A 14034-nucleotide genomic window follows, 5' to 3' on the forward strand; every position below is an offset into this window, starting at 1 on the left:
GATGGGATGCAACGGGCTGAGGAATTCCGAGGAATACCCGATGGTATTTCGAGCGAATGACGCAAGTCCGGTGGGCTCAACAGATTGCCTCAGATCGACCTGATCGAATGCATAGTCTTGGCCAAAAAGCGTCCGGCAAAGGCCTCCCCGTCTCCGCCAGACTGACGCCCGAAAAACCCTGAACCTCTCCCCATGGATTCCCGAACGGTGGTGACCTTGCCCAATCTGATCAGTCTGGGGCGGTTGATCCTTGCGCCGGTCATGATCCTGATCGCGTGGCAACAGCAGGCCGGGCTCTTTCGCGCCGCCTTCACCGTGGCTGTCCTCAGCGATCTGCTCGACGGTGTTCTCGCCCGTCTCTTCAACCAGCGGACAGAACTGGGGGCGAAGCTGGATGCCTGGGGCGATATGGCCACCTATCTCGCCCTCTTCTTTGGCTCCTGCATCCTCTGGCCTCAGTTCATTGTCACCCACCTCGATCTGCTCATCGCCGGCTTCGTCGTCTACACCATCGCTTACAGCTTCGGTTACCTCAAGTATGGCCGGCTCACCGCTTACCATTCCTTCGGTGGCAAGCTGACGGCGGTTCTCATGGCCGGGTCGATGATCCTCTGGTTCTTCGGCGGCCCTCAATGGCCCTTTCGCGTGGCCCTCGTTGCCGCGCTTATTTCGGGTGCCGAACAGATTGTCATGACCCTGATCCTTCCCCACTGGGAGCCGAATGTATTCACACTCTGGCACGCCGTCTGGCGGCGGAAAGCCTCGCGCCCCACCGAGGAAGTCCAGGTGCGTCTGCACGGTCGCGACTGACCGACGTCCCGGTCAGCCGTCCACGGTCCTCCGCCCACCGGGATTACTCCGGCCTGAATACCTTCTTTTTCAATTGTCGGTTCAACCCGGCCCGGAACTGCTTCAGATCCCGAACCGCACCAAGCCCGATCAATTGATTGGCGATATTCCCAGTGGCCGTGCCCTCAAGGGCGAATGAGACGACCGGCAGACCCGAATGATTGGCCGTGGTCTGGCAGAGGAGGCGGTTCTTTGAGCCGCCGCCCACGATCAGGATCCGCTCGAATTCTTTCCCGGTCATCAACTCGAAGCTCCGGACCGCGTTGGCGTGACCCTTGCCCAACGACTCGCAGATCAATCGGGTATAGCCGGCCAGATCGGTCGGCGGACTCACTTTCCGGCGCTTCAATTGCCGGTCGATCGCATCCTTCATCGATGAGGGATTGAAAAGAGCGCGATCCCTGAGGTCGATCAGGTGCTCAGGGGCCGGAGAGGCGGCCGCCGCTTTGATCAGCCGGTTCCATTCGGCATTGGATTTCGGCCGGACGGTGAAGGCGGGAAGAATCTGCTCGAGCAGCCAGAGCCCGGGGATTGTCTTGAGCGGGCGGTAGCGCCCGTCGCCGAGGCGTTCATTGCAGACGATGTCTTTTTGCGCCTGCAGACCCAGCACCGGCTTGTCCGACTCGAATCCCATCAGCGACCAGGTGCCGCTGCTGATGAAGAAATCGGTGCCTTCCTCGGCCGCAGGCATGGCATCATAGGCACAGGCGGTGTCGTGACCGGGCACCATGATCACCTCGACATCCTTCAATTCCGGGATGCCCTTGACCCGGCCCAGTCGGGCCGGAGACAGCTTGGGCTCGGAAAACCAGGTGGGGGGTATCCGGAAGAAATTGAGGGCCGATCGGGACATCTCGCGACTGCGCACGTCGAGCAACTGCGACGTGCTGGCCACGGAGATTTCGTTCTCCATTTTCCCGGAGAGCAGGAAATTGAAATAATCCGGCAGCCAGAGACAACGGTCGGCCATGTCCGCCAAGTCGGGGAAGCGCTGAATCAGTTCCTGCAGCTGCAGGCTCGTATTGTAGGAAAGATTGGGAATGCCCGTCCACCCGTAGACTTCGGTCAGCCCCTTCCGGGCGAGTTGCTTGTAGAGCGTTTCCGTCCGGGTGTCGCGGTAGGCGTGCGGGGGGAAGACCAGTCGCCCTTTCCCGTCGACCAGGACGGTGTCACATCCCCAGACATCGACTCCGATCGAGGCGAGCTTGGGCGCGCGGCGTTTGGCCTCCTTCAGCCCGGTCACCACTTCCGTCATCAATCCGGGAAGATTCCAGTAGTGATGCCCCCCCAACTCGTCGAATCGGTTGGGGAAACGGTGAACCTCCTCGAGCTTGAGGCCATTGCGGTTGTAGGTGCCGAGGATCACCCGGCCACTGGTGGCGCCGAGATCAACGGCTGCGACTTGATAGGTTGCCATGGTCAATGCGATTGGGAAATGCCGGGAAATCGGCCCCTTCCCGATGTGAGAATCCCCGGCCTGCAGAGGCAAGACCAGAACGCGTTTATTCATAACCTCCGCCAGAGAACCCGCTCGTAGGGCCGGCGCTCGCGCCGTGCCGCCCAAGCTCAACCATCACCATTCCTCCGGAGCATCCATCCCTCAATCAGGGCTTCGGAAGGGCGCGCACAAGGCACGCCCCGACAACTCGACAATCCCTTAGGACCCGCTCGCAGGGCCGGCGCCCGCGGCGTGCCGCCAAACCTAATCGGCATTCCTGCTGAAATCCGACTGAATCGGGTTGCCCGATCCGGCCATCCCGATTGTCTGGAGGCATGCATGTTCCTCCATCGCGTCCGGTCGGAAAACGGGTCGCTTTCATGGCCACCTGTCTCTGCGATGCGTTCTACGATGAGGCCGCCCGCGCGGCCGTCGAAATCCTCGAGCATCTCGGCTGCGAAGTCGTCTTCCCCGAAGGACAGACCTGTTGTGGCCAACCCGCCTTCAACGGCGGAGATTGGAAATCCTCCCGGACTGTCGTCCGCCATGCCGCCAGGGTGTTTGCGGGGGACCTGCCGGTGGTCATTCCTTCCGGTTCGTGCGCGGCCATGCTGCTCCACGGAGCCGGTCTCGCCTTCGAGCACGAACCCGATCGCGAAGTCATCGCGGACCTCGCGGGCCGGTCCTGGGAGTTGTTCGATTTCATCGTCAACGGCCTCGGGATCCGGGAATGGCCCGGCACCTACGCCAAGCGGGTGGCCTTCCACCGTTCCTGCCATACCCGCGGGACCCAAAGTGGTCCCGCGACCATCCAATTGCTCGAATCGATCAACGGGCTGGAGCTGGTTCCCTTCGGTGAAGGTGAGCAATGCTGCGGCTTCGGCGGGACCTTCTCGGTCTCCTTTCCCAATGTTTCCGAGGGCATGGGCGAATTGAAACTCGATCATGTCCTGGCCGCCCGACCCGATGTGCTGGTCTCACCCGATCTCGGCTGCCTCATGCACCTCTCCGGTCTTTCCTCCCGCAAGGAAAAACCCCTGGCCATGCTCCATGCGGTCCAGATCCTGAAGGCGGCGATTGTCGACGTCGACGGCAATTGGCTGGAGGTCCCGTCTCCGGTCGGAGGGCTCGCCCGATGAAAAAGCAATTGATCGATACCTATTCCTCCCGCCTCGACCCCGAGGTACGGACGGCTGTTCATGACAACAGCGCGGCCGGAACGGACAAGCGCCGCGATGTGCTCTGGGCCGATTACCCCGATCCCGATCAACTGCGGCGGATGGCGGGCGCGGTCAAGCAACACACCCTCGAGAATCTCGACAGCTACCTTCCCGCGGCGGAAGCGCAGTTGCAGAAGAACGGAGTCACCGTCCATTGGGCCGCGGACGGCGAAGCGGCCAACCAGGCGGTCCTTTCCATCATGCGGGAAAGGGGCCTCACCCGGCTGGTCAAGTCGAAGAGCATGGTCAGCGAGGAAACCGAACTCGGCGCGTTTCTTGCGGAAAACGGGATCGATTGCCTGGAAACCGATCTCGGCGAATTCATCGTTCAGATCGACGGCGATCACCCCAGCCACATCGTCAAGCCGATCATCCACAAGAACCGGCGGCAGATTGCCGCCAGTTTCGAGCGCGAGGGGCTCGGCGCCTACAATGATGATCCGGAAGTGATCACGGCACGCGCCCGGAATCATCTCAGGCAGAAGTACCTCGACGCCGATGTCGGCCTGACCGGGGCCAATTTCCTGGTGGCGGAATCCGGCCGGATCGTCCTCGTGACCAATGAGGGCAATTCGCGTTTCTGCCTGGCCCCGACCCGTATCCATATTGCCATGATCGGGATCGAGAAGATCATCCCGCGGGAACGTGATCTCAGCCTCTTCCTCAATCTTCTCGGCCGTTCCGCCACCGGTCAACGGCTGACCGTCTACACCGAGTTCATCGCGGGACCCCGGGCGGCCGGAACCCGTGAAGGACCCGAGGAAATGCACGTCATCCTCCTCGACAACCGACGCTCAGAGGTGCTCGCCTCGAATTGCCGGGAGATCCTCCGCTGTATCCGCTGCGGCGCCTGCCTCAATGTCTGCCCCGTCTACCGCCAGGCCAGCGGTCACGCCTACCGCAGCGTCTATCCGGGTCCGGTCGGCGCCGTATTGTCACCGCTTCTCTCCGACAAGTTCAGTGACCGTGCCGACCTGCCCAAGGCCTCCAGCCTCTGCGGCGCCTGCAACGAGGTCTGCCCGGTCGACATTCCGATTCCGGATCTCCTCCTGCGACTGCGGGACCGGGCCAAGGTCGAGGGTATTCCCAGCCCGGGCGTTCCCCCTATGGGCGGGTGGGCCGTCATGGCCAGCCGACCCTTCGCCTGGAAGTCCGCCCTCACCGCCGGCGCGATCATCAACTATATCCCCAGGTCAATGATTCCGGTTCCGGCCTTCCAGGCCTGGCAGGGGAAAAAGGATCTGCCGGAATGGCGGGGAGGGCGGTTCCGCCAGTGGATGAAGGAACGTGACGCGAAAGGAGGGGATCGCTGATGTCCGAACAACGTGAAAGAGTCCTCGGACGGGTCAGGGACGCGCTGGCCCCGCTCCCGGAGCGGGCGGCCTATCCGGACTACGATCCGGCCATGACTCTGACCTATCCTCAGGATGGACCGTCGCCATGGGAACGATTCAAATCCATGTTCACCGCGGTTCATGGCCGGACTTTCGAGTCCGTTAGCGACCTCGGAGCCTGGCTCGTCGAATCCCAGTACCTGAAAGGGTGTTGTGACCCGGATCTGTTCGACCTCCTGCGCATTGGTCTGCCCGAGAAACTGGTGATTGAGACGGCCTTCGATCGCCACCGGATCGACGAATTCACCTTTGGCATCTCCCGGGCCCGCGGAGCCATCGCCGAGTCCGGCAGTCTCGTTCTCGATGATGCCACCACCTGGAGCCGCCTGGCCGCCCTGGCCCCCTGGGTCCATGTCGCCGTGCTGCGCCGGGCGGATCTCTGGCGCGATATCCCGACCGCCATCACCCATTTCGGAAATGATCCCAACATCATCTGGGTGACCGGCCCCTCCAAGACCGCCGATGTCGAAGGGATCCTCATCGAGGGCGTCCACGGCCCCGGAGAACAGGTCTGCCTGCTCATCGACTGAGTCACGGGGTTCTCTGAGTTGTGGCCACGGCAGTCCCTTGCCGTGTCCCGTCGTCACGCAACCCGGGTAGGGACGGAGATTGGAGATCAGTATTTGTGTCGCGAATTGTAGCCACGCCGCTGTGGCGGCGTGCCCCGAAGCCTTGGGAAATCCGATTTGTCCCTGGGACCTGGAAGGCGGCATAGCGCCGTTGCTACACTTCCCGAAGCATTCTCACCCGGCCTTCAGAACGCCGCGTTCCCCGGCGTGCGGGCAAACGGGATGACGTCCCGGATATTGGATACACCGGTCACGAACATCAGCATGCGCTCGAATCCGAGGCCGAACCCGCTGTGCGGCACGGTCCCGTAACGGCGCAGGTCCAGGTACCAGCCGTAGTCCGCCTCGCTCAAACCGTGCCGCGCCATGTTCGCCTGCAGGATTTCGAGACGCTCCTCGCGCTGGCTTCCGCCGACTATTTCACCGATCCCCGGGACGAGGACATCCATCGCGGTGACCGTCTTGTCGTCGTCGTTCAGCCGCATGTAGAACGGCTTGATCTCCTTCGGGTAGTTGTAAAGGGTGACCGGGCTCTTGAAGTGCTCCTCCGTCAGGTAGCGTTCGTGTTCTGATTGAAGATTGGTCCCGTATTCGACGGGGTAGTGGAAGGCCTTGCCCGAGCCGACGAGGATCCCTACCGCCTCGGTGTAGCTGAGACGCACGAAGGGCCGCTCGAGCACGAAGTCGAGCCGGGTGAGCAGCTCCTTGTCCACGAACTTCCCGAAGAATTCCAGGTCCTCCGCACAGTTCCCGCGGATATCGCGGATCAGATACTTCACGAAGGTCTCGGCCAGATCCATGTTGCCTTCGAGGTTGCAGAAGGCCATCTCCGGTTCGATCATCCAGAATTCGCTGGCGTGACGGGATGTATTGGAATTTTCCGCACGAAAGGTCGGGCCGAAGGTGTAGACATTGGAAAGGGCGCAGGCGAAGACCTCCGCCTCGAGCTGTCCGCTCACTGTCAGGTAGGTCGGGCGCGCGAAAAAGTCCTCGTGGTAGTTGATGGCGCCTTCCTTGGTCTTCGGCGGGTTGGACGGATCGAGGGTGGAGACCCGGAAGAGCTCTCCGGCGCCCTCGCAGTCGCTTCCCGTGATGATCGGCGTGTGGACGTAGATGAATCCGCGTTCCTGGAAGAAATTGTGGACGGCACAGGCCAGCCGGTTGCGCACCCGGAAGACCGCCCCGAAGAGGTTCGTTCGCGGGCGCAGGTGGGCGATCTCGCGGAGGAATTCCGGGGAATGCCCTTTCTTCTGGAGGGGGTAGGCGGCGTCGGCCGTCCCGATCAGGGTCAGGCTGGCGGCGGCGAGTTCCCAGGACTGTCCTTTGCCCTGTGAGGCGACCAGGTTGCCCGTGACCTCGACCGAGGATCCCGTCGTCATCTCCGGAACCTTCTCGTAGCCGGGTATGCTGGCGTCGGCCACGATCTGCAGGCCCTTCAGACAGGAGCCGTCATTGACCTCGAGAAAGGAGAAAGTCTTCGAGTCACGCCGGGTCCGCACCCAGCCGCGGATGACCACGCCCTCGACCGGGCCCCCGGCATTGAGGGCCGCCTTGACGGTCAGGTGCTTCATGCCTCCTCGTTCACCACCGGATTGGTCAGCGTGCCGATTCCTTCGATTTCAATCGCAATGGTGTCCCCTTTCTTCAGCCAGACCGGAGGCTTGCGGGCGAACCCGACCCCGTGGGGCGTCCCGGTCAGGATGACCGTTCCCGGGGTGAGGGTCTTGCTGCCGCTCAGGAATTCAATCAGGGTCGGGATGTCGAAGACCATGTCGGCGGTGGTCCAGTCCTGCATGACTTCGCCGTTGAGAATCGAGCGGATCTTGAGATTGTTTGGCTGGGTCAATTCGTCGGGGGTGACGAGGACCGGGCCCATCGGACAGAAGGTGTCGAAGCCTTTGGCCTGGCAGAATTGACCGCCGCCGAACTTGAACTGCCAGTCCCGGGCGCTCACATCGTTGGCGCAGGTGTAGCCGAGGACATAGTCGAGGGCATCCGCCTTCTTCACGTTCTTGGCGGCCTTGCCAATGACCACCGCGATCTCACATTCATAGTCGACCTGGGTGCTGGCCTGAACCGTGGGGAGGACGATCGGGTCGCCGGGGTGCTGCAGGGTATTTGTCCCTTTCATGAAGACCATCGGACGCTCGGGCACCCCCCGACCGCCTTCTTCGGCGTGCTTCTTGTAGTTGAGCCCGATTCCGTAGATATTGGTCGGTTCGATCGGCGCGAGGGTCTTGGCCCCGGTGACCACCGTGTCCGTCGGGGTCAGCCCACCGAAGGGGTCGCCCTTGAGGGCAAGAACGGTTCCGTCCGGCTGGACAGATCCGTAGCCAATGGAGCCGGAGGCATCGCGGTAGCGAGTGATCTTCATGACCGCCCATTAGATGGGGTTTCCCGGTACCCGCAAGCCGTGTTTGCAGGCGGAAGCAAAGGGGTCAGGCCGGAATGACATTTCGATAAGCCGATTCCCAGGCTCCGAACGTTCGGTTCTTGCTCGTTCAGTTGTCAGGTGTAGCCGCCCCAGTCTCTTGGGGCGTTTCAACGTGGATTCGCGGCAAGAGACTGCCGCGGCTACAATTCGTAATTCCCCAGGAAAACCCCTCATCTTAGGACCATTCGGGTCAGGCCGATTTTCGTCCTCTCTACGCAAACGCCTCCATGCCGACACAGGAACAGACCAGGTTGCGGTCGCCGTAGACGTTGTCGATCCGGGCCACCGCCGGCCAGAATTTCGATTCGCGAATACCCGGCACCGGAAAAGCGGCCGCTTCCCGTGAATAGGGATGCGTCCAGTCGTCGGAAGCGATCATTCCCGCCGTATGGGGCGCATGCTTCAGGGCATTGTCCGCCGCATCCATTTCCCCTCGCTCGATTGCATCGATCTCCCGCCCGATTGCGATCAGGGTATCGCAGAAACGGTCGAGCTCCGCCTTGGATTCACTTTCGGTCGGCTCGATCATCATCGTGCCGGGAACGGGCCAGGACATGGTCGGGGCATGAAATCCATAGTCCATCAGCCGCTTGGCGATATCCTCCACTTCGATGCCGCAACTGGCCTTGCGCGGACGGAAATCCACGATGAATTCGTGGGCGACCAAACCTTTCTCGCCCCGGTAGAGGATGGGGAAGTGCGGGGCGATCCGGTGAGCCATGTAATTGGCGTTGAGGATGGCCGTCCGGGTGGCCTCAGTCAGGCCCGCCGCTCCCATCATCCGGATATAGGCCCAGGAGATGACGAGTATCCCGGCGCTGCCCCAGGGGGCCGCGGTCGTCGGGCCGGTGGCCTCGGCCGCCGGGGAGCCGGCGAACGGCGCGCGCACCCGGTGCGAAGGCAGGAAAGGGGCAAGGTGGGCGGCCACTCCGATCGGCCCGACCCCCGGCCCGCCGCCGCCGTGGGGGATGCAGAAGGTCTTGTGGAGATTGAGGTGGCAGACATCGGCGCCGATCAGCCCCGGGTGGGTCAGCCCCACCTGGGCGTTCATGTTGGCCCCGTCCATGTAGACCTGACCGCCGTGCTGATGGACGATCGCGCAGATCTCGCGTATCGTAGATTCGAATACGCCATGGGTCGAGGGGTAGGTCACCATGAGGGCCGCCAGATCCGCGGCGTGGGTCTCGGCTTTGGACCGGAGATCCGCGACGTCGATATTGCCGGCTTCATCGCAGCGGACCGGGACGACCTTCAGCCCGGCCATGACCGCGCTGGCCGGATTCGTGCCGTGGGCGGAAACCGGAATCAGGCAGACCGTTCGATTGAAGTCACTCCGGGCCCGGTGGTAGGCCCGGATGGTCAGGAGGCCGGCGTATTCGCCCTGTGATCCGGCGTTGGGCTGGAGGGAGACCGCGGCGAAGCCGGTGATGGTGCAGAGCCAGGATTCGAGCTGGGTGATCAGCTCGAGATAGCCCTCGGTCTGGTCGGCCGGGGCAAAGGGGTGGATCCGGGCGAACTCCGGCCAGGTTACCGGGACCATCTCTGTGGTGGCATTCAGCTTCATCGTGCATGATCCCAGTGAGATCATCGAATGGCAGAGAGAGAGGTCGCGTGCCTCCAGCCGACGGACATAGCGGAGGAATTCAGTCTCGGTCCGGAACCGGGTGAAGACCGGATGGGTCAGGAAGTCGGATTTCCTTTGCAGCGGATCCGGGTAATCCGCTTCATCCGCATCCCCTGCCGCGACGCCGGGGGCGGTCTTCCCCGCCACCGCGGCGAAAATCTCGAGCAGGGTTTTCAGATCGCCAACCTCGGTGGTTTCATCGAGCGAAATCCCGACGGTTCGGTCATCGATCCGACGCAGGTTGATCCCGTGTCGATCGGCCTCGGCATGGATCCTGCCGGCCAGGCTGTCGCCGAGGTCGACCGTCAGGGTGTCAAAGACCGGGGCCTGGTTCGTGCGATGGCCCAGTGATCTCAATTCCCGGGCAAGGAGGCGGGTCATGGTGCGCACCCTTCGGGCGATTTGCCTGAGTCCGTCGGCGCCATGGTAAACCGCGTACATCGAGGCCATCACCGCCAGCAGAACCTGGGCGGTGCAGATATTGCTCGTCGCCCGGTCGCGCCGGATATGCTGTTCGCGGGTCTGGAGGGCGAGGCGAAGGGCGGGGTTGCCCTGGGCGTCCTTGGAGACCCCGACCAGTCGACCGGGCATCTGGCGCTTGTAGCGGTCGCGGGTGGCAAAGAAGGCGGCGTGCGGTCCGCCAAAGCCGAAGGGCACGCCGAAACGCTGGGCCGAACCCACTGCGATGTCCGCTCCCATCTCTCCGGGCGGACGCAGAAGGGTGAGGGCAAGGAGGTCGCAGGCCACGATGGAGAGGGCACCGGCCGCAGCGGCCTTCGCGATCAGGGGCTCCGGCTCGACGATATCGCCGCCCGTGGCGGGGTACTGAAGAAGGACACCGAAGGTGGCGGCATCGGGTGAGAGGCTCTCGACCGGTTCGATCCGCACCTCGATGCCGAGGGGCTCGGCCCGGGTCCGGACCACGTCAATGGTTTGAGGCAGGCAGTGATCGGCGACGAGGAAGGTCGCGCGGTCCGGGCCGCCCTTGATTCCGAAGGCCATGGTCATGGCCTCGGCCGCCGCCGTGGCCTCGTCCAGGAGGGAGGCATTGGCGATTTCAAGGCCGGTCAGGTCGGTCACCATGGTCTGGAAATTGAGCAGCGCCTCGAGCCGCCCCTGGGCGATTTCCGCCTGGTAGGGCGTGTACTGGGTGTACCAGCCGGGGTTCTCGAGGATGTTCCGCTGGATGACCGTCGGCGTCAGTGTCCCGTAATAGCCCTGACCGATCAAGGAACGGTGGACCTTGTTTCGAGAAGCAATCCGCCGCAGTTCACCAAGGGTTTCGCTCTCGCTCGTTGCTCCGGGCAGGACCATTGGTGCGGTCAGCCGGATATCCTCAGGAACGGCGCGGTCGATCAGGGCATCCATGCTCTCGAGCCCGAGGGCGTCGAGCATGGCGGCCACCCCAGGCCCCTGCGATCCCAGGTGTCGGCGGGCGAATGTGTCGAGCGCAGCCAGAGGATCGCGCCTGGAACGACTGGACGTCGCGTCCGGACCGGAATGATTGGGAGAGAGGGCCGCAGACAGATCGGGCATATCCGCACGCTACGGGTGACCCTTCTCACTTCAAATCCAAACCGATTGACCTAGGGCGAATCGACATTCAAATTGTGCGCTGGCGGGAACTGCGGAGGGCCTCAGCAAGGCGCTTTTGCGGCGAGAATCCCTTGAAGGGCTTCTGTCGCAAAAGGAACGCGGCTGAGCGCTTCCGCAGACCCGTCCGAAGGATGAGAGCGAAGCGGAAGGTCGCGGCGTTGGTGGCACGGACACGTGCTTCCAGCACGCCTTCCGTGCCACCGCCTTGCGCTGCTTCCGCTTCTCTTCTCACCAGCAGCGCAATTTGAATGTCGATTCGCCCTAAGTCTTTGGAGAGACAATCACCCCTCCGGTCGTGACCGGATTCAAACCGCCGGTTGGATTGGATCAGTCCCTGACTCTGTAGCGGACCAAGGTGGCCGCGATCAGAACAAGGCTGACAATCGCCAGGGCAGTGATGACGGGATCAGGGGTGGGCATGTATCCGGAATGCGATTAGGGGAATCGACTACGGGAAATCGAGGGATTGTGTTGCAGGAAAGTGAATTCTTTGATCCGAGCAAGATCCAACTTCATTGTTATCAAAACTTTTTGCCGGTTTTCCCATCACTGTCCGCTCATTCCAGCCGACCATGGGTCCGGACCTCGGTCCGTGGCGTTTCACCTCTCCTCGCTTGACGCGCGATGATGTCTCCCGCGTCAATAGCCGCATCCCATGACGAAGTCCGAACGTGCCGCCTATGTCGACCGCCGTCTGGCCGAGCTCTATCCGGATCCGCCGATCCCCCTCGACCATACCGATCCCTTCACTCTTCTGGTGGCGGTCCTTCTCTCGGCTCAATGCACCGATGTTCGGGTCAACCGGACCACCCCGGGGCTTTTCGCCCGGGCGTCCACTCCGGAGGCGATGATGCGTGTCCCGGTCGAGGAGATAGAGACCATCATCCGGCCCTGCGGACTGGCCCCGGCCAAGGCCAGGGGAATTGCGGGACTATCCAGGATCCTGGTCGAGCGCCATGGGGGCCGGGTTCCGACGTCATTCGAAGAACTGGAAGCCTTGCCCGGAGTGGGGCACAAGACCGCTTCGGTCGTCATGGCCCAGGCGTTCGGGCACCCGGCTTTTCCGGTCGACACCCATATCCACCGACTGGCCCAACGCTGGAAACTGTCATCGGGGAAGAACGTCGTCGAGACGGAACGGGATCTGAAACGCCTCTTCCCGAAGGACCGCTGGAACGCGCTCCACCTCCAGATCATCTACTACGGACGCGAACATTGCACGGCACGTGGCTGCGACGGCACCGTCTGCGAGATCTGCCGCACCCTTTTTCCGGAGCGGAAACGGGCGATCAAGACGAAGAAGTGAGTCTTCTCTGGCAGAGGCAGGCCACGGCGCGCCCGTCGAAGCCTCCGGTGAATCCGCAACAAGAGGGGTAGGGCGGGACCGCCGGGCCCGCCTCTTCAGATCCCGCAGGTTCAGACCCCGGTCCGTGCCGGCCAGGTATTCAAGATCCGCGTGCCCCGGGTTCTTCGAAGGGTTCCCTGCCTGTCCCGGCCTATGACAGAGAAGCCGGAAGCGAAGCGGGTGTGAATTCCCGCCCAAAAAAAAGTATGGCCATCTCCCGGGCAAATCGTCGATAAAGGCCATCCATCCTGGAGACGGGCGCTTAGCTCAGTTGGTTAGAGCACCAGTATCACACACTGGGGGTCGGAGGTTCGAGCCCTCTAGCGCCCATTTCCTGATCGGGACTGACTCCAATAGTCCACAGTCGCCAGCCCCGGTATCCGTTCGAAGTGCATGGTGTTGCGCGTGACGATGGGCATAGCGGCCCGGTGTCTATTCCTCGAAGAGGGAAAGGTCGATGGCGTCGGCGATGAACCTCAATCCGTTCGCATTGAGGTGGAGGTGATCGCCCGTATGCAGTTCCGCCTGCAGCATCGAAGGATTGTCGGGATCCCGCGCCACGAGGTCGAAATCGATCACGGCGTCGAATCGTCCGCTGTGGCGGATCCATTCGTTGATGGTCTGTCGATCCGCTTCCCCTTCTTCCGAGAAATAAAAGCATCCGCCGTAAGGCATGATGGTCCCGCCGTAGACCTTGATCCCATGATCGTGGGCTCGGGTGATCGTCTGATCGAAGGCGGCGATGATGTCCGCCGCGGTGGCTGCTGGCGAGCCCTGAGCACGCGCCCCGGCCGCCGTGCCGAGATCGTTGATACCCTCAAGGATGATGAGCCACCGGACGCCGGGTTGCGCGATCACATCGCGGTCGAGTCGGGCCAGCATATTCGGGCCCAGGCCGTCCCGAAGGACACGATTGCCGCCGATGCCCTGATTGAGCACCGCGATATGCGTTGTAGCCGCACTTTCCCGCAGGCGCTGCGACAATCGATCCGGCCAGCGATCGTTGCCGTTGGTGGTCGAACCCCGACCGTCGGTGATCGAGTCGCCGAGGATGGCCACCGCCGCAGTCCGGTCCGTCAGGACGTCGACACCGCTCAGAAAGTACCAGTGATCGACCCGGGTTGCCGGGGTCAGGTCGGGCGCATCGACCGGATCGTCGTTGTAACTGAAATAGCTGGTGGTCCGGGATCCCGGATGACCGGTTAGCCCGTCTGGCGCCGTTGTGGTACGGAGAGTTACCGCGAGATCGGCCATGGGCGGAAGGGCAAGTTCCACGACATCGGAAATCCATTGTGCGCCCGGCTGAATCGTTACCGAAGCCTTTCCGCGGAAGGTCAGTGATCGTGACGAATCGGCAACGATCGCCCCGTCGCCTGCGGACCGGGCGACGGCGGCGGCGTCGATGGTGAGCGGCGCATCACCAAAGCCGTTGGAGAACCGAACCCGCAGCGATTTTCCTCCGACCGATGTTCGAATTTCGCGCACGGTCGCCGACGTAAAACTGATCCGGCGGTTGTTGCCCGGTTCGGTCAGCTGTTGGGCCGTGCTCCAGGTGGCCACCCAAC

The 14034-nt window shown here is 62.6% G+C and carries 11 protein-coding genes and 1 tRNA gene; 6 read left to right on the top strand and 6 right to left on the bottom strand.

Annotation, left to right across the window (positions count from 1 at the left end; genetic code table 11):
- Positions 1-192: 192 nt before the first annotated feature.
- Positions 193-810 carry a CDP-alcohol phosphatidyltransferase family protein gene (locus tag R3F07_03560; GenBank protein MEZ5275442.1) on the top strand — a complete coding sequence of 206 codons (618 nt, stop codon included), beginning with the start codon at positions 193-195 and terminating at the stop codon, positions 808-810.
- 43 nt (positions 811-853) lie between these two features.
- Here the strand turns inward: R3F07_03560 and R3F07_03565 are convergent, their stop codons facing one another.
- A complete protein-coding gene (locus R3F07_03565; GenBank protein MEZ5275443.1) occupies positions 854-2266 on the bottom strand; it encodes an FGGY family carbohydrate kinase in 1413 nt (470 codons plus the stop codon).
- A 356-nt stretch (positions 2267-2622) separates the two neighbouring features.
- Between R3F07_03565 and R3F07_03570 the strand changes: the two genes are divergently transcribed.
- Genes R3F07_03570 through R3F07_03580 form a run of 3 tightly spaced genes read left to right on the top strand, consistent with a single transcriptional unit; the run spans position 2623 to position 5431 of the window.
- Entirely contained in the window at positions 2623-3426 is an 804-nt protein-coding gene (locus tag R3F07_03570; protein MEZ5275444.1) for a (Fe-S)-binding protein, read from the top strand.
- Complete coding sequence (locus R3F07_03575) at positions 3423-4820, top strand: lactate utilization protein B (GenBank protein ID MEZ5275445.1); 1398 nt, start codon at positions 3423-3425, stop codon at positions 4818-4820. The genes R3F07_03570 and R3F07_03575 overlap by 4 nt, the downstream gene beginning before the upstream one ends.
- Positions 4820-5431, top strand: coding sequence for an LUD domain-containing protein (locus tag R3F07_03580; protein MEZ5275446.1), 612 nt, complete (start codon positions 4820-4822; stop codon positions 5429-5431). Before R3F07_03575 ends, R3F07_03580 begins: the two co-directional genes overlap by 1 nt.
- A gap of 224 nt (positions 5432-5655) precedes the next feature.
- Here R3F07_03580 and asnS read toward each other — a convergent pair whose 3' ends face one another.
- The 4 genes from asnS to R3F07_03600 form a co-directional block, all read right to left on the bottom strand.
- Complete coding sequence (asnS, locus tag R3F07_03585; GenBank protein MEZ5275447.1) at positions 5656-7041, bottom strand: asparagine--tRNA ligase; 1386 nt, start codon at positions 7039-7041, stop codon at positions 5656-5658.
- Positions 7038-7844, bottom strand: a complete 807-nt coding sequence (locus R3F07_03590; GenBank protein MEZ5275448.1) for a fumarylacetoacetate hydrolase family protein — start codon at positions 7842-7844, stop codon at positions 7038-7040. Before R3F07_03590 ends, asnS begins: the two co-directional genes overlap by 4 nt.
- Before the next feature lie 271 nt (positions 7845-8115).
- Positions 8116-11064 (bottom strand): aminomethyl-transferring glycine dehydrogenase, encoded by a 2949-nt coding sequence (gcvP, locus tag R3F07_03595; protein MEZ5275449.1) that lies wholly within the window; start codon positions 11062-11064, stop codon positions 8116-8118.
- A gap of 67 nt (positions 11065-11131) precedes the next feature.
- Positions 11132-11356, bottom strand: coding sequence for a hypothetical protein (locus R3F07_03600; GenBank protein MEZ5275450.1), 225 nt, complete (start codon positions 11354-11356; stop codon positions 11132-11134).
- Between the two features lie 423 nt (positions 11357-11779).
- Here R3F07_03600 and nth point away from each other — a divergent pair, with 423 nt between their 5' ends.
- Positions 11780-12430: an endonuclease III gene (nth, locus tag R3F07_03605; GenBank protein ID MEZ5275451.1), complete on the top strand. Its 651-nt coding sequence runs from the start codon at positions 11780-11782 to the stop codon at positions 12428-12430.
- Positions 12431-12725: 295 nt separating this feature from the next.
- A tRNA-Val gene (locus R3F07_03610) sits at positions 12726-12799 on the top strand.
- Positions 12800-12901: 102 nt separating this feature from the next.
- On the opposite strand, the gene R3F07_03615 is transcribed toward R3F07_03610, so the two are convergent.
- Positions 12902-14029, bottom strand: a complete 1128-nt coding sequence (locus tag R3F07_03615; protein ID MEZ5275452.1) for an SGNH/GDSL hydrolase family protein — start codon at positions 14027-14029, stop codon at positions 12902-12904.
- Positions 14030-14034: the final 5 nt, after the last annotated feature.

It is taken from the genome of Opitutaceae bacterium (assembly GCA_041395105.1).
Lineage (GTDB): Bacteria > Verrucomicrobiota > Verrucomicrobiia > Opitutales > Opitutaceae > B12-G4.

Bases quoted from the DNA above. Each gene is read 5' to 3' on its own strand.
- gcvP (MEZ5275449.1), bottom strand. From the start codon at position 11,064: ATGCCCGATCTGTCTGCGGCCCTCTCTCCCAATCATTCCGGTCCGGAC.
- R3F07_03580 (MEZ5275446.1), top strand. From the start codon at position 4,820: ATGTCCGAACAACGTGAAAGAGTCCTCGGACGGGTCAGGGACGCGCTG.
- R3F07_03570 (MEZ5275444.1), top strand. From the start codon at position 2,623: ATGCATGTTCCTCCATCGCGTCCGGTCGGAAAACGGGTCGCTTTCATG.
- nth (MEZ5275451.1), top strand. From the start codon at position 11,780: ATGACGAAGTCCGAACGTGCCGCCTATGTCGACCGCCGTCTGGCCGAG.
- R3F07_03560 (MEZ5275442.1), top strand. From the start codon at position 193: ATGGATTCCCGAACGGTGGTGACCTTGCCCAATCTGATCAGTCTGGGG.
- asnS (MEZ5275447.1), bottom strand. From the start codon at position 7,041: ATGAAGCACCTGACCGTCAAGGCGGCCCTCAATGCCGGGGGCCCGGTC.
- R3F07_03565 (MEZ5275443.1), bottom strand. From the start codon at position 2,266: ATGGCAACCTATCAAGTCGCAGCCGTTGATCTCGGCGCCACCAGTGGC.
- R3F07_03575 (MEZ5275445.1), top strand. From the start codon at position 3,423: ATGAAAAAGCAATTGATCGATACCTATTCCTCCCGCCTCGACCCCGAG.
- R3F07_03590 (MEZ5275448.1), bottom strand. From the start codon at position 7,844: ATGAAGATCACTCGCTACCGCGATGCCTCCGGCTCCATTGGCTACGGA.